A 17,239-nucleotide genomic window follows, 5' to 3' on the forward strand; every position below is an offset into this window, starting at 1 on the left:
CTGGAACTGAACTCCTAGGACGCCCACAAGGCTCTTCCACCACGCTCGCGGTCATAATCCTTCCGGCCGCCAAGCACGGCCGGCGCTTTCGCGCCTGCCTAGATTGCCTAGCACAGCGTCCTTCGTGGCCGACAACGATGTCACGTTCCGAACCCCCGTCGAGCAGCCCCAGTTCCGTGGCAGCGTCGGCTGTACCCGCCCGAGCGCGACCGATGTCGCAGCCGTACCCAGCGGTTGCCGAGCGTATCCAGCCCGGTCAGACGCACTACGCGGCTATTATTCGAGAACGACACGTACGCTGGTTTTTCATGGGCATTGGCACCCACCACCTCCGGCCGACTAGGCGACAGCGCCTACATCGGTCGATCGACGGAGTGGAGAACTGATGTGTGATGTGAGCGGACACCTGGACTTGATCCGGCGTGCAGGGTTCGAAGTGACCGTCGCCGCCGCTGGACTGGCAGGCAGAACCCATGGGCGATGACAACAAACGGAGCCTGCCCCGAGCACCCAGCCGCCGCAGCGTCCTCATCGGCCTTGCTGCGCTGGGCGGAATCGCAGCAGCGGATGTCGGCGGTTTCCTGTACTTGGGGGGCTGGCTGACGCCCGGCAAGTTGACTCCGTTTCGATTCGTCGATCGATTCGAGCAGGTATTCGGCAAGCACGATGGATTCCGGCGCAATCACGCCAAGGGACTGAGCGCGACTGGACACTTCACCAGCAATGGCGCCGGGGCCGAGATATCCAGGGCCGTGGTCTTCCAGCCGGGCATCATCCCGGTGACAGGCCGGTTCTCGCTGTCCGGAGGCGTTCCCTACGCGGCCGACGCGTACAGCACGATACGCGGGCTGGGCCTGATGTTCACGTTGCCGAACGGCGAACAGTGGCGCACGGCAATGGTCAGCATCCCGGTCTTCCTCGACAGCACCCCGGAAGGCTTTTCCGAGCGACTGCTCGCATCCCAGCCGGATCCCGCCACCGGAAATCCAGACCCCGACAAGATGGCGGCGTTCCTGGAAAGACATCCCGAGACTGCCGCAGCGATGGAGATCATCGCAGAACAACCGCCCAGCTCCGGATTCGACAACAGCACCTTCCACGGGCTCAACGCGTTTCGCTTCACCGACAGTGCCGGGGCCATCCGCCCGGTGCGCTGGATGATGGTCCCCGAGCAACCGTACGAGTCCGCAGACCCTGTACAGCCGCCCGACAGAGACTTCCTCTTCGACGACCTGATCCGCACAGTCGTCAACAGACCTCTGCACTGGCGTCTGATGCTCACGATCGGCCAACCCGGCGACCCGACCAACGATGCGACGAAACCATGGCCGGCGCATCGGCACACCATCGACGCCGGCACCCTGACCATCGACTCGGTACAAACCGAAGAACACGGCAACGCGCGGGATATCAACTTCGACCCGCTCGTTCTTCCGGATGGTATCGCACGGTCGGACGATCCACTGCTCAGCGCGCGGTCGGCGGTATACGCCAAGTCCTTCTTGCGCAGGTCCAGGGAGCCGAAACAGCCCAGCGAAGTCAACGTCGAGAGGGTGCTCGATGAGCGATAAGCCGATCGGCCGTACCCCGCAGTTCGCACTCCCTTCCCGACTGCTGCACTGGGCCATGGCGGTCATGGTCATCACCCAGCTGTTCATCGGCGTCACGATGGTGGCCTCGCTCGCCAACTACAACCTGCTGCTTGCCATCCACCGGCCACTGGGAATCGCGATCCTCATCTTCGTCGTTGTCCGAATCGGGAATCGGCTGTTGCACAAGCCGCCTCCGTTCCTGTCCACGATGCGACCCTGGGAACGTCGCGTGGCGACACGTTCGGAACAACTGCTCTACGTTCTGCTGGTGGTGCAACCTTTGGCTGGGTGGGCCATGCTCTCGAGCGCGGGGATCCCGATCGTGCTCTTCGGCCGACTACACCTTCCGGCGATCGCACCGCACAACACGAGCTTGTATCCGGTGTTCTGGTATACCCATCTGATCGTCGCGTACCTGCTGTTCGCGACCTTCACCGCCCATATGTGCGCAGTCTTGTTCCACACCCTGGTGATCCGCGACCGTATTCTCGACCGCATGGCCATATGGCCCATCCCCGGGTCGAAGCCACCACCGAAGCAGACCCGTGAGCGACAGGTCGAGACCAGCTGATACTCGGCACATCCCGCGGAAAGTCGCGACCGCCCCAGCGCCGACATCGTAGGGTGTGCGAATGTTGTCAACATCAGAACATGCGCACGTCACGGTCGGTGGCATGACGTTCGACGTAATCATCAGTGGTCCCACCGACGGCGACGCGGTCATCCTTCTTCACGGGTTTCCGGAAAGCGCCGCAACGTGGGAACCGGTCACCGAGCGGCTCACTGCAGCCGGTTTCAGGACGTACGCACCCAGCCAGCGCGGGTACTCGCCCGGTGCCCGACCCGAGGGCGTCGACTCCTACAAGATGGACCATCTCGTCGCGGACGTCATCGGCCTTATCGACGCACTCGATCTCGATACCGTCCATCTCGTCGGCCACGACTGGGGGGCCAGCGTCGCCTGGGTCGTCGCCGCCCGATACCCGGACCGCATCAAATCCCTCACCGCCGCCTCGGTACCGCATCTGGCCGCATTCGGCCGGGCGTTGCGCGAAGACAAGGACCAGCAGCAACGATCGAGCTACATGGCCCTATTGAGAATCGAAGGCAAGGCCGAGCAGGTCCTCCTCGAGGAAAACGCACGCCGCCTGCGCGCCATGTTCGGTGACGCCGTTTCACAGAGGCTGATCGACGAGCATGTCGCGGTGCTTACCGAACCTGGAGCCCTGACCGGCGCGCTGAACTGGTATCGCGCGATGTCGAGCGACCTCGACCAGACCCCGCCCGTCACCGTACCCACCACCTACTTGTGGAGTACCGAAGACATCGCCATGGGGCGCGCGGGGGCCGAAATGTGCGGCGAGTACGTCGACGCGCCGTACGAGTTCATCGTGTTGGAGAACACGACGCACTGGATTCCAGAGCAGCGACCAGAGGAACTCGCGAATGCGATCCTCGGGCGCATCGGCGCGACATCCGACTGAAGCCCACCATTCCCCTGCCAGGAGACTTCCCCGCCGTTCCACTGTGCGGGGAGTTTCTTCTGGTTTGATAACAGTACGCGGCTCGCGGACCCGGGGAGGGAATCATGAGTGGTATCGGAATCCTGCTGGTCGGAGCAGTTCTGTGCTTCGCAGGTATCGGTTCATTGCACATCGCGGTTCTCGCCTCCGGTTTCGGACTCGGCTGGCTCATGGCCGACCTGCTGTCGCTGTCGATCGGGACGACGATTCTCGTGAGTCTTGGCGGTGCGGTCGTGGCATGGGCGGCGACCACGCTGATCTTCAAGTTCGCCGCATTCTTCCTCGGGATCATCACCGGTGCCGTGATCGGCGCGAAGCTTAGTCGCATCCTTCAACCGGACGATCCCAATTGGATACTGAGCGGAATTGTGATCGCCTCGCTCGCGGTTGCCTGCGGTTTCATCGCCGACAGGTACCGCGCACGAGCGTTGTTGTGGCTGACTGCGCTCGGCGGAGCGAGCATGGTGGCTTCCGGACTCGGCCTGACCATCAGCGCGCTGAACTTCCTCGACAATCCGAGCGAGGGCGCCCAGCAGGTGTTCGCCACGCTGATCTGGATCGCGGTGGCGGCCGCGGGCTGGCTTGCGCAACGGCGGCTCTTCCCGGACAAGCTTCGCATCGACGACAACCGCGCGAAGCGCTAGTCGCGGTCCGGTGCTCGCACGGCCGACAATGCCGCGAGGCCGAGCGCGAGCACGATCAGCAAGCCGAAGATCCCGCCGCGGTCCGCTGCGAACCAGAATGCGAAGAGCCCGAACAGGCTCGGCGACAGGAACGAGATCGCGCGCCCGGTCGTCGCATAGAGGCCGAACATCTGCCCCTCCCGACCGGAAGGCGTGATCCTGGCCAGGAACGTGCGTGAGGAGGACTGGGCTGGACCGACGAACACGCTCAGAAGCAGTCCGAACAGCCAGAACATCTCCGGACCCGACACCAGCATCAGGACGATTCCGACGACGATCATCGAGGCCAACGAGACCACGATCACCGTCTTGGGCCCAACCTTGTCGTCGAACCGTCCCGCCGTCAGTGCACCGAGTGCGGCGACCACGTTGGCCGCGACACCGAACAGCAGCACGTCGGCGGCGCTGATGCCGTACACGTTGACGGCCAGGACGGCACCGAACGTGAAGACACCTGCCAACCCGTCCCGGAACAGCGCACTCGCCCCAAGGAAGTAGACGGTGCGCCGGTCGGCGTTCCAGAGGTCGCGCAGATCCCGGAAGAGCACCCGATACGACTCGACGAAGCCCCCTTTGTCGGCGCCGGGATCGGTCTTCGGGCGGGGCAACTCGGGCACCTTCAGCAGCACCGGAATCGCGAACAAGCCCAGCCAGACGGCGGCCAGCACCGCCACCAAGCGGATGTTCATCCCGTCCTCGACGGGCACTCCGAGTAGACCCCGACGGTCGCCGTCGCCTGCGATGAAGCCGAAATAGCACAGCAGCAGGAGCGTGATCCCACCGAAGTACCCCATCGACCAGCCGAACCCCGACACCCGGCCGATATTCGCCGGCGTCGACACCTGACGGAGCATCGCGTTGTAGGGAACGTTGGCCAGTTCGAAGATCACCGAACCCGCAGCGAGCAGCACCAAGCCGAGCCACAGGTACTGATAGGAGTCGCGGACGAAGAACATCGCCGCCATGCAGATGACTGTCGCGCACGTGAGGGCACCGAGCGCCCATTTGCGCCGTCCGGCAGCGTCGAATCGCTGCCCCGACACAGGCGCGAGCACCGCGATCAAGAATCCGGCGATCCCGAGCGACCACCCGAGCCAGGCGCTTGCCGACACCGAGCCTGGGAGGTCGTCGCCTACCGCGTCGGTGAGGTAAACGGAGAAGACGAAGGTCAGAATCACCGCGTTGAACGCGGCCGAGCCGAAGTCCCACAAGCCCCAGGCGGCAATCTGTGGGCGCGTCGCGGCCTCGCCGATCCCTGCCGGCGGACGAACGTCGGTGCTCATGCCCGCGAGCCTAGGCGGCGGACAGGATGTTCGGGCGGATCCGGCGCTCTGACCACCCGGCGAGTCCCGAACCGCGTATGTGCAATTAGTTGCATACTCACCTCGTTGCATACATACTCTGCTCATGGCACTCGAACATGCGCTGCTCGTCTCCCTGACCGAGCATTCCGGGTCGGGCTATGAATTGGCGCGTCGGTTCGACAGGTCCATCGGCTTCTTCCAAAGCGCTACCCACCAGCAGATCTATCGCGTGCTCAAGCGCATGGACGAGTCCGGATGGGTCGAAGCCGAGGTGGTGAAGCAGGACGGCAGACCGGACAAGAAGGTGTACCGCGTCAGTGCCGCTGGGAGTTCGGAACTCCAGCGCTGGATCGCCGAGCCGACCAAGCCAAACCACCTACGCAACGATCTGGCGGTGAAGATCCGCGCCGCACGGCGCGGTGACCTCCCCGCACTCAAAGCCGAGGTCGCCCGCCATCGCGACGGCCACGCTGCCCGGCTCGAGGTCTACCGCATGATCGAAGAACGGGACTTTCCCAACCCGGATCAGCTTTCCGGGCCAGCCCTTCACCAGTACCTCGTCCTGCGCGGTGGAATCCGTGTGGAAGAGGGTTTTACCGACTGGTGTCAAGAAGTACTCGACACGCTCTCACAGTAAGGACACAGCTTGATGACACAGTTCCCGCAGCTCCTCGCCCCGCTGGATCTCGGCTTCACGACGCTGAAGAATCGGGTCGTCATGGGCTCGATGCACACGGGCCTCGAAGACCGCGCCAAGGACATCCCGCGGGTGGCCGAGTACTTCGCCGAACGCGCGCGTGGAGGTGTCGGGCTGATCATCACCGGTGGATACGCCCCCAACCGAACGGGCTGGCTCACCCCCTTCGGTGCCAAGTTGAGCAACAGATTCGAGGCCCGACGTCACCTCGCGATCACCAAGGCCGTACACGACGAGGGCGGCAAGATCGCCCTGCAAATCCTGCACGCAGGCCGCTACAGCTATCAGCCGTTCAGCGTCTCCGCGTCGTCGATCAAAGCCCCGATCAACCCGATCCGCCCACGCAAGCTCACCGACCGGGGAGTTCGGTGGCAAATTCGCAACTACGTGCGTTGCGCACGCTTGGCGCAAAAGGCGAACTACGACGGTGTCGAGATCATGGGCGGCGAAGGCTACTTCATCAACCAGTTCCTCTCCGAGCGCACCAACAAGCGCACCGACAGGTGGGGTGGCACGTCCGAGAACCGTCGCCGAATCGCGGTCGAGATCGTCCGCCGCACCCGCGAGGCGGTGGGCCCGAACTTCATCATCATCTTCCGCCTGTCGATGGCCGACCTGGTCGAGGGCGGCCAGACCTGGGACGAGATCGTCACGCTGGCAAAGGAAATCGAGGCTGCCGGCGCCACCATCATCAATACCGATATCGGTTGGCATGAAGCGCGGGTTCCGACGATCGTGACATCGGTACCGCGGGCCGCGTTTGTCGACATCACCGGCAAACTCGAGAAGCATGTGAACATACCTGTGGCAGCAGCGAACCGGATCAACATGCCAGAGGTCGCGGAAGAAATTCTCGTCCGCGGTGACGCCCAACTGATCGCGATGGCCCGGCCGATGCTCGCCGACCCCGACTGGGTTCGCAAGGCCGAGGCTGGGAAGTCGGATGAGATCAACACGTGCATCGCCTGCAACCAGGCCTGCCTCGACCACGTCTTCATGCGAAAGCAAGTGTCCTGCCTACTCAATCCCCGCGCGGGCCGCGAAACAGAACTCATCCTCTCGCCCACCAGAACCTCCAAGAATGTCGCCGTCGTCGGAGCAGGCCCTGCCGGATTGTCGGCTGCCCTCGGTCTGGCTCAGCGGGGCCACTCGGTGACGCTCTTCGAGGCGGACTCGCAGATCGGTGGACAGTTCGGAATCGCCCGCAAGATTCCCGGCAAGGAGGAGTTCGCAGAAACGATTCGCTATTACAACCGTCAACTCCCGCTGGCCGGCGTGGACGTCCGTCTCGACACTCGTGTCAGTGCAACCGAACTCGTCGGCAAGTACGACGAGGTGATCGTAGCGACCGGTGTGACGCCGCGCGTCCCGACAATCGAGGGGATCGACCATCCGAAGGTCCTGACGTATCCCGAGGTCGTGCGGGACGGTAAGCCCGTCGGGAAGTCGGTGGCGGTTATCGGCGCCGGCGGTATCGGCGTCGACGTCAGCGAGTTCCTCACGCACGAGCACTCCCCCACCCTCGACCTGAAGGAGTGGAAGCAGGAGTGGGGCGTCACCGACCCCGAGTCCGCCGCGGGAGCGCTCACCACACCGGACCCCGCGCCGTCCGCGCGCGAGGTCTACCTGTTGCAGCGTAAGGAGGGCCGGATCGGAGCGGGTCTCGCGAAGACCACTGGCTGGGTTCACCGCGCCGCGCTGAAGAACAAGGGCGTGCAGCAACTGTCCGGCGTGAACTACGAGCGCATCGACGACGACGGTCTGCACATCACGTTCGGTGAGAAGCGCGAGAAGGCCCGCACCCTCCCTGTTGACAACGTCGTGATCTGCGCAGGTCAGGAATCTGTTCGCGACCTTGTCGACGAGTTGACCGAGGCAGGCGTCACCACTCACGTCATCGGTGGTGCCGACGTAGCCGCCGAGCTCGATGCCAAGCGTGCGATCGAACAGGGCACCCGTCTCGCGGCACGGATCTGACCTATTAGGCTGACTGACCGTGAGCTTGCCGAACCCCACCCCCAATGCCCGCGCCGTCGTTACCGGCGCCTCGTCCGGAATAGGCGAGGCGCTGGCGGCCGATCTGGCCTCGCGCGGCCACTCCCTGATACTCGTCGCCCGCCGCGGTGAAGTCATGGAGTCGCTGGCCGAAACTCTCCGCGCCAAACACGGCGTGGAGGTCGAGGTGCAAGCGTGCGACCTGTCGGATCGTGACGCGCGCGCGAAACTGGTCGCCGACCTCGCCGGCCGTGAGATCAGCGTCCTGTGCAACAACGCTGGAATCGCCACGTTCGGCTCCATCGCCGAACTCGACCCCTCCTACGAGCGGGCCCAGGTGGAACTGAATGCGGTTGCCGTTCACGACCTGACCCTCGCGGTGCTCCCCGGCATGCTCGAACGCAAGTCCGGGGCGATCTTGATGGTCGGCTCCGCAGCCGGGAACATGCCAATCCCTCACAACGCGACGTACGCAGCCACCAAGGCATTCGTCAACACCTTCTCCGAGTCGCTTCGCGGTGAACTCAAGGGGACGGGTGTGAATGTGACCCTTCTCGCGCCCGGACCAGTCCGGACCGAAGAGCCCGATCCCGCCGATGCGTCGATCGTGGACAAGCTGGTGCCGGATTTCTTGTGGGTCTCGAGCCAGTACACCGCCTCGGTCTCGCTCGACGCCTTGGCTGACAACAAGATGCGCGTGGTACCCGGCGTCATCAGCAAAGCGATGTCCGCTGCCGGGCAATACAGCCCGCGTGCCGTCGTCGCACCCATTGTGGGGACTTTCTACAAGAAGCTGGGTAGCTAGCCGGGGCCGAATGTGCCTTTCGGCGGTTCGGAAACGTCGAAAGGCACATTCACCTCGTCAGGATCTGCCAAGCGGAGCCTGCTCTCGCGGCGTAGATGCACATCGGAAACGTATTTGCCACCAACGTATCTCGTGTCGGTTGCTTCGATACGAACACCGTTTTGGTCTTCGATACGCAACTTTTCGACCAACAGCGGCGAGCCCGTGGCGATGCCGAGATGTTCGGCGTCGTTGTCGTCGGCGATGGTTGCGGCGATCGTCCCGCGGGCTTCACTGACGATGATGCCGCGGTCCTCCAGCAACCGGTACAACGAGTTCGTGCCGAGGTCGTAGTCGAGAACGAAGGAGCAGCGCGGCGACAGAGTCACCTTTTCGAGCGCCACAGGCAGCCCGTCGCACAGGCGAACCCGTACAAGTCGAACCGCGCGACTGCCCGGAGGCAGAAGCAATTCCGCTGCAGTTTCCGGCGGCAGGTCGACCCAATCCGAAAACAGCACTTCGGAGGTGACCACTACGCCCCGTTTCGCCATCTCATCGGTGAACGAACGTAGGATCCCTACCTTCCGACCAGTTTCGTTGCCGGAGGCGTAGGTGCCACTACCGGGAACTCGATAGAGGAGTCCTTCGGCCTCGAGCGACTTGACCGCCTGGCGGGCCGTCATCCGGCTCACGCCGAACTTCTTCGAGAGTTCGGATTCACTAGGCAGGGGGTCACCGGCGCCGGCACAGCCCAACCGGCGCCGCAGCTCGTCTGCAATTTCCAAATAGCGAGGCGGTCGCACCCGTTTCATCCACCCACCCCTCCCTCGAGACCCAGATCATGGTTATCCGGACAGCTCTTGCCGCTGCCGATTCCCTGGTATGAAACCGCCGTCGGAATCCACCGGTGTCCTGCGGTTATCGAAAAGTCATTGGGCTGGACCTATTCCGATTCTTTACGCGAGGATGTGTATACCTTGACAAGAACACGTGTGACGGTCAACACTCCTTCCGGCTATACAGCTAGCCAACTGGCTTGGTTCTCTCGGTCGGGCTCCGCCCGGCTCATATGCGCCTCACGAAGGAGAGCGAATTATGCGTCTACACAAGAAGTTGTCGGTGCTCGCTGCGGCAGCTGCGACCATCCCTCTGCTCGCAGCCTGCGGTTCGAGCGGAGCTTCCAGCGACCAGAAAACGGTTGCGCTCCTGCTGCCTGAGACGAAAACGGCCCGATACGAGAGCAAAGACCGTCCGGCATTCACCGAGAAGTTCGAAGAGCTGTGCAGTGACTGCGAGTTGCTGTACTACAACGCCGACCAGGACCCGTCGAAGCAACAGCAACAGGTCGAGGCTGCCATCACCCAGGGTGCGTCGGTTCTCGTGCTCGACCCGGTCGACGGCAAGTCAGCTTCCTCGTTGGCCAATCGCGCCAATCAGGCTGGCGTCAAAGTAATCTCGTATGACCGCATGATCAGCGACGCTCCGGTTGACTACTTCGTCTCCACCGAAAACGAGAAGGTCGGTGAGATGCAGGCACAGGCGCTGCTCGACGCGTTGAGCTCCATCCCTAACCCTCGCATCGTCATGATCAACGGCTCGCCCCAGGACTCGAACGCCGGAGACTTCAAGGCCGGCGCGCACAACGTGTTCGACGCCAGCGGAGTCGAGATCGTCGCCGAATACGACACCCCGGACTGGAGCCCGGACAAGGCCCAGACGCAAATGGAACAGGCGATCGCGAAGGTAGGCAAGGACGGTTTCGATGCTGTCTACGCCGCCAACGATGGCACCGCGGGCGGTGCCATCGCCGCTCTGAAGGCGGCCGGCATCGACCCGGCCACCAAGCCGGTCACCGGTCAGGACGCAGAGCTGTCCGGAGTGCAGCGCGTCGTCGCGGGCGAACAGTTCATGACCGTCTACAAGAAGATCACGCCGCAAGCCGAGGTCGCCGCCGAACTCGCCGCCGCGCTGGCACAGGGCCAGGAGCCGCCGGCCGGGCTCGTCAACGCCTCGATCGACAACGGTGCGGGATCGATCCCCGCCGCCTACACCCCGATGGTTGCGATCACCAAGGACGTCGTCGCCACGGAGATCATCGACGACGGCTGGTGGAGCGAGTCGGACATCTGCACCGACTTCTACGCCCAGGCGTGTGAAGCCGCAGGAATCAACTGATCGAAAACCGGTAAACCAATCCGGTTGTCGCGAACTCGCAGCCGGACAGCGCAGATGTCACAAGCGTCCGCCTGATCCGGCTGCCCGTTCGCGCCGAGAGAGGAACGAACCACATGCATCACCACGCCATGCCGCCCGACCAGGGGTCTGCATCATGACTGTCACCACCGAAGGCCCCAGCGCCGCCTACACCCGGACCAACCAGCCATTGCTGTCGCTGAAGGGAATCTCGAAGTCGTTCGGCCAGGTGCAAGCCCTGACAAACGTGGACTTCGAGGTCCACCCCGGCGAAGTAGTTGCCCTGGTGGGCGACAACGGAGCGGGCAAGTCGACCTTGATCAAAGTGATGTCCGGCGTCGGCCCGCCCGACTCCGGGGAGATCTCCTTCGAAGGCAAGCCCGTTCGCATCGCCAGCCCACACGACTCGGCTGAACTCGACATCGCTGTCGTCTACCAGGATCTCGCCCTGTGCGACAACCTCGATGTCGTCGCGAACCTGTTCCTCGGCCGCGAGGAAGTCGGCAAGGCAGGGTTCCCACTCGATGAGATCACGATGGAACGTCGCTCCCGGGAGCTGCTCGACATCCTGGCCGTGCGGACCCTGCGGTCGGTCCGCTCGGAGGTCGGGGGTCTCTCAGGCGGCCAACGCCAAACCGTGGCCATCGCACGCGCAATGCTCGGCAACCCGAAGGTGGTGTTGCTGGACGAACCCACCGCCGCACTCGGCGTCGCGCAGACCGAGCAGGTCCTCGCTCTGGTCACGCGACTGCGTGAGCGTGGCCTGGGTGTGGTCCTGATCTCTCACAACCTCGCCGACGTCTTCCAGGTCGCCGACCGGATCGCTGTCCTGCGTCTGGGCCGCAACGCCGGATCCTTCCGCACCGACTCGGTCAGCCGCGAGACGGTCGTCGGCGCCATCACCGGCGCACAGTCCGACAGGCCGTCCACAGAAACCGAGGAGTCCCACTCGTGAGCACCCTTCCCGCCCAACGACTCACGGTCGAGCCAGACACTCCGGCGCCACAACCGAAAGCCAAGTTCGACCTGCGGGCTGCCGCCCGCAAGATCGCCGAAGGAGAACTCGGCTCCGTCCGCGTCCTGCTCGTGCTGATGTTCATCTGGATCGTCTTCTCCATCGCCAACGACCGCTTCCTGTCACCGGTCAACCTGAGCAACCTGGCGCTGCAGATCGCCGGTATGGGCACCATCGCAGTCGGCGTGGTTCTCGTACTGCTACTCGGCGAGATCGACCTGTCCGTCGGAGCGGTCAGTGGCCTCGCCGGCGGCATCATGGCCACAACCTCGGTGCTGCGTGGATGGCCGGCGTGGATGGCGATCCTCGCCGCTCTCGCGGCCGGGGCGGTGATCGGTCTCGTACAGGGCACGATCGCCACCCGCCTGCAGATCCCATCGTTCGTGATCACCCTCGCCGGCTTACTCGCCTGGCAGGGTGCCCTACTCGCCGTGCTGGGATCCAACGGAACCGTCAACATCACCGATCCCGCCATCCTCGCACTGGCAGGTACGTTCTTGAGTCCCGCAGTCGGATGGGGCCTGGCCGCGCTGTCGATCGCCGTCATCGCAGGCGGTGAACTGCTGCAACGCCGGCGCCGCAGCGCACAGAACCTCGAAGTCGAGCGCGCTGTCATGCTGGTGGTTCGCGTGGGCTCCATCGGGGCCGCCATCGTCGCGGGCACCGCCGTGCTGGGTTCGGACCGTGGCGTGCCCCTTTCACTGCTGATCCTGATCGGACTTGTACTCCTGGTCCACGGATTGCTCCGGTGGTCGGCCTTCGGACGCCATGTGTACGCGGTCGGCGGAAACGCCGAAGCCGCCCTCCGCGCGGGCATCCGGGTGAACCGCGTCCGCATCTTGGTGTTCATGCTTGCCTCCACCATGGCGGCGGCGGGCGGCATCCTTCTCGCCTCTCGACTCATGGCCGTCAACCAGAACTCCGGTGCGAGCGACCTGCTCCTGCTGACGATCGCGAGCGCGGTCATCGGAGGCGTCAGCCTGTTCGGCGGGCGCGGAACGGTCTGGGCGGCACTGCTCGGCGCAGTGGTCATAGGCTCCATCTCAAACGGAATGGACCTGCTCGCGCTGGATTCCTCGGTAAAGTTCATGGTTACCGGCGCCGTTTTGGTTACGGCGGTCTCCTTCGACGCAATCACGAGGGGGCGCCGAAGGGCGCACGGTCGGCTCTGAGTTCACACCGCACTGGCATTGCCGCACAGTGGTACACGTACGTACCGCTGTGCGGCAATGTTTTTCGCAGCCACACCGGGAACGATCCACCAAGAAGTCTCGCTCCCGATTGCGAATACCGCGAGAAATTGTCTACCGCAGATTCGTTCCGCTACCGACGTGACTACTGTGTTCCTAGTGCAGGACAAACTAGTGTGGATCGACTGTGAAATGACCGGCCTTCGGCTCGGTTCCGACAAGCTGATCGAGATCGCGGCTCTGGTCACGGACAGCGAACTGAATGTGCTGGGTGAAGGTGTCGACATCGTCATCCACGCCGACGACGAAGCTCTTGCCGCCATGCCTGACGTGGTGGCCAAGATGCACGAAAACTCTGGACTGACCGAGGAGGTTCGGAAGTCCACGGTCACCCTCGCCGAGGCCGAGCAGCAGGTGCTCGCCTATATCCGCAAACACGTACCGGTGGCAGGTACCGCGCCCCTCGCAGGCAACTCGATCGCGACGGACCGAGGGTTCATCACTCGTGACATGCCAGACCTCGACAACCACCTTCACTACCGGATGATCGACGTCAGCTCCATCAAGGAACTGTGCCGTCGCTGGTATCCGCGGATTTACTTCGGCCAGCCCGAGAAAGGACTCGCTCATCGCGCCTTGGCCGATATCCAAGAGTCGATCCGCGAACTGAAGTACTATCGAAAGACCGCCTTCGTTGCCGATCCTGGTCCGTCTACCAGCGACATTGCCACCATCGTCGAGGAACTCGGACCCGCCTGACATAGCGATTGGCTTCTCGGGCACCGAACACGCTAGTATCTTCCTCGCTGAAGTTACCGCCCTGGGCGGTGCCTGAAGCGCATGGTGAGTGTAGTTCAGTTGGTAGAGCACCAGGTTGTGATCCTGGCTGTCGCGGGTTCGAGTCCCGTCACTCACCCAAAGAGAGACACCGCCCCACCTGTGAGAACGCCGGTGGGGCGGTGTCGTTTCCGAGATTCGCGCAACGGGCCGTGCAAGCAAGCGCACGAGCGGAGGACGCGATGAGCGCCGATCAGGACCTAGGTACCTGCGCGCGACTCGAGCGGCGGTGCGATGATTGGCCGATGCCGAGCTCCCTTATCGAGGTCCGACGTAACTACTCCGAGGCGGAAGAGGTGCAGCTCATTGATGCTGTCCACGAGGCGTTGGTTGAGGCGTTCAAGATTCCAGAGGAAGACAAGGACGTACGCCTGATCTCGTACGCACCGCACCGGTTCAGCCATCGACCAGGACTCTCACAGCCAGAGTTCTTCACCCTGGTGTCGATAGATTGCTTCACTGGGCGCTCGACCGATGCCAAGCGCGCACTCTATGCGGCCGTAGTCGGCCGACTATCCGATCTGGGGATTCCCCGCGACCACATAACGGTCGTTCTCCGCGAGATTCCAACGGAGAACTGGGGCATTCGCGGGGGGCAGGCAGCCTGCGATGTCAACCTCGGCTTCAACGTAAACGTCTAGCCACCGCGCACTCCCGGCCTCCGGAGTGTCGAAATCCCTTGCGATGCAGGGGTTCAAGTCCCGCCACTACTGCAACCGGGTCATCGGCCGCACGTAGTCGGTGCAATCGCCTGGCCCAGCGAACCTTCCCGCAATGCCAGTTAGTCGACACGGTAACGCCCCTGCTCACGCTTCGGCGTTACCCGCCTTCCACACATCCCACGGGACGTTCCAGTCACCGAGGCCGTCCGTACCCGACAGCGTGCCTCCCACTGTGTTCTTGACGATCACGATGTCACCACGTTTGGTGTTGTCGTATACCCACTTGGCGTTGGCGGGGCTGAGGTTCAGGCAGCCGTGGCTCACGTTCGTGTAGCCCTGCTGCGCGACCGACCACGGTGCCGAGTGGAAGAAGATGCCACTGTAGGACATTCGAGTCGCCCAATCGACTGGCGTCCTGTATCCGTCGGCAGAGTTGACCGGCACACCGTAGGTCGAAGAATCCATGACGAGATGCGAATAGCGCTCTGCGATGATGTAGACGCCGTTGTCGGTTGGTGCGGCGTCCTTGCCCATCGACGTGGGCATCGTCATGATCACTTCGCCGTTGCGCTCGAAAGTCACCTGCTTGGTGTTGTCGTCCGCCGTGGCGACTACGGCGTCACCGATCGTGAACGAAGTACTACCGTCCTCTTGGCCGAACAGCCCGTCACCGAAATCCTGGCCGAACGCAGCGACTGTGACGTCCACAGTAGTTCCAGGCACCCAGAAGTTCTCTGGACGCCAGCGCACCTCACGCTTGTTCACCCAGTAGAACGCTCCCTCGACTGGCGGATTCGTCTTCACCGTAATTGCAGCTTCTGCGACCTCACGGTTGGGAATGTCCTCGTCGAACTGGACTGCGACGGGTTGACCGATGCCGACGACTTCGCCCTCCCACGGCAACACGTACGGTTTGGTGACATTGCCCGGTGCGCTGGTGGTGAACACAGACGTCGTGGTCGTCGCGCCACCCAGCCCCTGCGCCGTCGCTTCCAGCCGGTACTGCCTGTCGTAGCCCAGCGGCTCCGTGTTCACCCAGGACAATCGATCGGCCGCAATCGCGCCGTCCACGAGCTCGCCCTCTGGGTCGATCATGACGACCTGCGACAGGATGCCGTCGACCACCGTGACGGTCACCGGTTCGGCGGGCGAAATTCCCACGGCACCGTCTTCTGCCGACAGCGCCAACTTGGCCTTGAAGAGTTCGGTCGCCGGGTTGGAGTTGATCGGCGCCCGTCCGTCCGACGTGGCACTGCCGGCACCGGGGAGGGTGCACCCAGCGATCGACAGAGCTGATACGAGTGATGCTGCCACAATTGTCGCCGTCTTCGAGACCGACCCCACCGCTTGCCTGCGCCTGTGCTCAGCACTCATAGAACACCCCGTTCACGTCCTTGCTCCGGATTCACGCTCACGCCGGCAAGTCCTTCGCCTGTGCAGCAGGAATCCATACGTCGAGCCCGTGTGGATTCTTATGATGCCAGCTGCCGGAAGCCGGTTTCCCAACAACCGTTCGAGCAGCCAATAACGTTCGAATATCAATCGTGACCAGCAATGCCGTCGTTCCCGGTAGGAGAAGGATTCCTCGTCCAGCGGACCTGCAACCTGGCGATTTGCATTCCCGAGAAGCGAACCGCTAGTGTTTTGTCTCGCAAGAGCGAGCGCCTATAGCTCAGCTGGTAGAGCAAGTGACTCTTAATCACTGGGTCCGGGGTTCGAGTCCCTGTGGGCGCACTTGCAGGTAGACCCCCATTTCTTTGCAAAGAATGGGGGTCTTTCTCTTTGCTACCTACCTCGGTGCAGGCGGCGGTTTCGCGGATGAACGAAGATGCGGCTGGGATGTGAAGTTGCTGCGAACTTCACATCCCAGTAGCCGTCCGAGCGCCGTCAGCGAAACGCTTTGCGAAGCACCAGGAGTCCCACGACCGCGCCGGCGGCAATCAGGCTGTATTTGACTGCCGGCTCATTCAGCTTCGCGAGCACAGTCCGCTTGGTGTTCTCCACGAGAACCTTCGGATTGGTGCGGACCGCCAATTCGTCGAGAGTGCTCGCGAGCTGATTACGTGCGTTCTCTATCTCACGCTCGATGCTCTCGGTGTCCCTGGGCACGTATCCTCCAACTTGTTCGACTGTTCGATCAGCGAGAACGACGCTACCGCGACGGTCCCACACTTCCGTCAACGGTAGACGAGAACGACGAAGGCGCGACTACGTCTCCCCCAATCGCACTCGGCTCACGTTCATCCGCCTTCGGTAGCCTGACTTGCCGTGACGGATAACAGCAGACTCAGCCCCGGAGAAACCGCCCCGGCCTTCACTTTGCCCGACGCCGACGGCAACGACGTATCACTGGCCGACTACCGTGGACGCAAGGTAATCGTGTACTTCTACCCTGCCGCCGGCACTCCGGGTTGCACCAAACAGGCGTGCGACTTCCGCGACAACCTCGCCGCCCTCGGCGGCGCCGGCCTGGACGTGATCGGCATCTCCCCCGACAAGCCCGCCAAGCTGGCAAAGTTCCGCGACGCCGAGCAGCTGAGGTTCCCGCTGCTGTCCGATCCCGAGAAGGCAACGCTAGAGGCCTGGGGCGCGTTCGGCGAGAAGAAGATGTACGGCAAGACCGTGAGGGGCGTCATCCGCTCTACATTCGTGGTCGACGAAGAGGGAAAGATCGAGGTCGCCCAGTACAACGTCCGCGCTACCGGCCACGTCGCAAAGTTGCGTCGGGATCTGTCGGTCTGAATCGTCGAGGTGCGCCGTGGAC

The 17,239-nt window shown here is 63.2% G+C and carries 17 protein-coding genes and 2 tRNA genes; 15 read left to right on the forward strand and 4 right to left on the reverse strand.

What is annotated here, in order from left to right; all coding sequences use genetic code 11:
* Positions 1 to 473 precede the first annotated feature (473 nt).
* The 4 genes from AB0I57_RS17990 to AB0I57_RS18005 all read left to right on the forward strand — a co-directional run bounded on the left by AB0I57_RS17990 (position 474) and on the right by AB0I57_RS18005 (position 3,759).
* The gene (locus AB0I57_RS17990; RefSeq protein ID WP_358338147.1) at positions 474 to 1,571 is read left to right on the forward strand and encodes a catalase family peroxidase; all 1,098 of its coding nucleotides are present in this window, start codon (positions 474 to 476) and stop codon (positions 1,569 to 1,571) included.
* Complete coding sequence (locus AB0I57_RS17995; RefSeq protein ID WP_358338150.1) at positions 1,561 to 2,163, forward strand: cytochrome b/b6 domain-containing protein; 603 nt, start codon at positions 1,561 to 1,563, stop codon at positions 2,161 to 2,163. The genes AB0I57_RS17990 and AB0I57_RS17995 overlap by 11 nt, the downstream gene beginning before the upstream one ends.
* A gap of 61 nt (positions 2,164 to 2,224) precedes the next feature.
* Positions 2,225 to 3,076, forward strand: coding sequence for an alpha/beta hydrolase (locus AB0I57_RS18000; protein WP_358338153.1), 852 nt, complete (start codon positions 2,225 to 2,227; stop codon positions 3,074 to 3,076).
* A gap of 104 nt (positions 3,077 to 3,180) precedes the next feature.
* Positions 3,181 to 3,759 (forward strand): DUF4203 domain-containing protein, encoded by a 579-nt coding sequence (locus tag AB0I57_RS18005; RefSeq protein ID WP_358338156.1) that lies wholly within the window; start codon positions 3,181 to 3,183, stop codon positions 3,757 to 3,759.
* Here the strand turns inward: AB0I57_RS18005 and AB0I57_RS18010 are convergent.
* A complete protein-coding gene (locus tag AB0I57_RS18010; RefSeq protein WP_358338159.1) occupies positions 3,756 to 5,081 on the reverse strand; it encodes an MFS transporter in 1,326 nt (441 codons plus the stop codon). The genes AB0I57_RS18005 and AB0I57_RS18010 overlap by 4 nt on opposite strands.
* A 124-nt stretch (positions 5,082 to 5,205) precedes the next feature.
* Here AB0I57_RS18010 and AB0I57_RS18015 point away from each other — a divergent pair, with 124 nt between their 5' ends.
* The 3 genes from AB0I57_RS18015 to cmrA are packed head-to-tail and all read left to right on the forward strand — an operon-like array spanning position 5,206 to position 8,599.
* The gene (locus AB0I57_RS18015; RefSeq protein ID WP_358338162.1) at positions 5,206 to 5,739 is read left to right on the forward strand and encodes a PadR family transcriptional regulator; all 534 of its coding nucleotides are present in this window, start codon (positions 5,206 to 5,208) and stop codon (positions 5,737 to 5,739) included.
* 12 nt (positions 5,740 to 5,751) lie between these two features.
* Positions 5,752 to 7,776, forward strand: coding sequence for an NADPH-dependent 2,4-dienoyl-CoA reductase (locus tag AB0I57_RS18020; RefSeq protein ID WP_358338165.1), 2,025 nt, complete (start codon positions 5,752 to 5,754; stop codon positions 7,774 to 7,776).
* Between the two features lie 19 nt (positions 7,777 to 7,795).
* On the forward strand, positions 7,796 to 8,599 hold the full coding sequence (cmrA, locus tag AB0I57_RS18025) for a mycolate reductase (RefSeq protein WP_358338168.1): 804 nt from the start codon (positions 7,796 to 7,798) through the stop codon (positions 8,597 to 8,599).
* On the opposite strand, the gene AB0I57_RS18030 is transcribed toward cmrA, so the two are convergent.
* The gene (locus AB0I57_RS18030) at positions 8,596 to 9,390 is read right to left on the reverse strand and encodes a GntR family transcriptional regulator (RefSeq protein WP_358338171.1); all 795 of its coding nucleotides are present in this window, start codon (positions 9,388 to 9,390) and stop codon (positions 8,596 to 8,598) included. The genes cmrA and AB0I57_RS18030 overlap by 4 nt on opposite strands.
* 283 nt (positions 9,391 to 9,673) lie before the next feature.
* Here AB0I57_RS18030 and AB0I57_RS18035 point away from each other — a divergent pair, with 283 nt between their 5' ends.
* From AB0I57_RS18035 to AB0I57_RS18060, 6 genes are all read left to right on the forward strand, one after another.
* Positions 9,674 to 10,753, forward strand: coding sequence for a sugar ABC transporter substrate-binding protein (locus AB0I57_RS18035; protein WP_358338174.1), 1,080 nt, complete (start codon positions 9,674 to 9,676; stop codon positions 10,751 to 10,753).
* A 154-nt stretch (positions 10,754 to 10,907) separates the two neighbouring features.
* Entirely contained in the window at positions 10,908 to 11,726 is an 819-nt protein-coding gene (locus tag AB0I57_RS18040) for an ATP-binding cassette domain-containing protein (protein ID WP_358338177.1), read from the forward strand.
* Positions 11,723 to 12,958: a sugar ABC transporter permease gene (locus AB0I57_RS18045; protein ID WP_358338180.1), complete on the forward strand. Its 1,236-nt coding sequence runs from the start codon at positions 11,723 to 11,725 to the stop codon at positions 12,956 to 12,958. Before AB0I57_RS18040 ends, AB0I57_RS18045 begins: the two co-directional genes overlap by 4 nt.
* A gap of 177 nt (positions 12,959 to 13,135) precedes the next feature.
* Positions 13,136 to 13,735, forward strand: coding sequence for an oligoribonuclease (gene orn, locus AB0I57_RS18050; protein WP_358338183.1), 600 nt, complete (start codon positions 13,136 to 13,138; stop codon positions 13,733 to 13,735).
* An 84-nt stretch (positions 13,736 to 13,819) separates the two neighbouring features.
* Positions 13,820 to 13,892, forward strand: a tRNA-His gene (locus tag AB0I57_RS18055).
* Positions 13,893 to 14,058: 166 nt separating this feature from the next.
* The gene (locus tag AB0I57_RS18060) at positions 14,059 to 14,454 is read left to right on the forward strand and encodes a tautomerase family protein (RefSeq protein WP_358338185.1); all 396 of its coding nucleotides are present in this window, start codon (positions 14,059 to 14,061) and stop codon (positions 14,452 to 14,454) included.
* Positions 14,455 to 14,619: 165 nt separating this feature from the next.
* On the opposite strand, the gene AB0I57_RS18065 is transcribed toward AB0I57_RS18060, so the two are convergent.
* A complete protein-coding gene (locus tag AB0I57_RS18065; RefSeq protein ID WP_358338188.1) occupies positions 14,620 to 15,849 on the reverse strand; it encodes an Ig-like domain-containing protein in 1,230 nt (409 codons plus the stop codon).
* Positions 15,850 to 16,136: 287 nt separating this feature from the next.
* Here AB0I57_RS18065 and AB0I57_RS18070 point away from each other — a divergent pair.
* Positions 16,137 to 16,209, forward strand: a tRNA-Lys gene (locus tag AB0I57_RS18070).
* 153 nt (positions 16,210 to 16,362) lie between these two features.
* Here the strand turns inward: AB0I57_RS18070 and AB0I57_RS18075 are convergent.
* The gene (locus AB0I57_RS18075) at positions 16,363 to 16,584 is read right to left on the reverse strand and encodes a DUF3618 domain-containing protein (RefSeq protein ID WP_358338191.1); all 222 of its coding nucleotides are present in this window, start codon (positions 16,582 to 16,584) and stop codon (positions 16,363 to 16,365) included.
* Positions 16,585 to 16,743: 159 nt separating this feature from the next.
* On the opposite strand from AB0I57_RS18075, the gene bcp reads away from it, so the two are divergent.
* Complete coding sequence (bcp, locus tag AB0I57_RS18080) at positions 16,744 to 17,217, forward strand: thioredoxin-dependent thiol peroxidase (RefSeq protein WP_358338194.1); 474 nt, start codon at positions 16,744 to 16,746, stop codon at positions 17,215 to 17,217.
* Positions 17,218 to 17,239 lie beyond the last annotated feature (22 nt).

Origin of the sequence: Rhodococcus sp. NPDC049939 (assembly GCF_040656415.1) — a bacterium.
Taxonomy (GTDB): domain Bacteria; phylum Actinomycetota; class Actinomycetes; order Mycobacteriales; family Mycobacteriaceae; genus Rhodococcus_F.

Excerpts from the sequence above, each read along its gene's own strand:
- AB0I57_RS18060 (WP_358338185.1), top strand. The coding sequence starts at position 14,059 with ATGCCGAGCTCCCTTATCGAGGTCCGACGTAACTACTCCGAGGCGGAA.
- AB0I57_RS18020 (WP_358338165.1), top strand. The coding sequence starts at position 5,752 with ATGACACAGTTCCCGCAGCTCCTCGCCCCGCTGGATCTCGGCTTCACG.
- AB0I57_RS17995 (WP_358338150.1), top strand. The coding sequence starts at position 1,561 with ATGAGCGATAAGCCGATCGGCCGTACCCCGCAGTTCGCACTCCCTTCC.
- AB0I57_RS18010 (WP_358338159.1), bottom strand. The coding sequence starts at position 5,081 with ATGAGCACCGACGTTCGTCCGCCGGCAGGGATCGGCGAGGCCGCGACG.
- AB0I57_RS18065 (WP_358338188.1), bottom strand. The coding sequence starts at position 15,849 with ATGAGTGCTGAGCACAGGCGCAGGCAAGCGGTGGGGTCGGTCTCGAAG.
- AB0I57_RS18040 (WP_358338177.1), top strand. The coding sequence starts at position 10,908 with ATGACTGTCACCACCGAAGGCCCCAGCGCCGCCTACACCCGGACCAAC.
- AB0I57_RS18030 (WP_358338171.1), bottom strand. The coding sequence starts at position 9,390 with ATGAAACGGGTGCGACCGCCTCGCTATTTGGAAATTGCAGACGAGCTG.
- AB0I57_RS18000 (WP_358338153.1), top strand. The coding sequence starts at position 2,225 with ATGTTGTCAACATCAGAACATGCGCACGTCACGGTCGGTGGCATGACG.
- AB0I57_RS17990 (WP_358338147.1), top strand. The coding sequence starts at position 474 with ATGGGCGATGACAACAAACGGAGCCTGCCCCGAGCACCCAGCCGCCGC.
- AB0I57_RS18015 (WP_358338162.1), top strand. The coding sequence starts at position 5,206 with ATGGCACTCGAACATGCGCTGCTCGTCTCCCTGACCGAGCATTCCGGG.
- AB0I57_RS18035 (WP_358338174.1), top strand. The coding sequence starts at position 9,674 with ATGCGTCTACACAAGAAGTTGTCGGTGCTCGCTGCGGCAGCTGCGACC.
- AB0I57_RS18005 (WP_358338156.1), top strand. The coding sequence starts at position 3,181 with ATGAGTGGTATCGGAATCCTGCTGGTCGGAGCAGTTCTGTGCTTCGCA.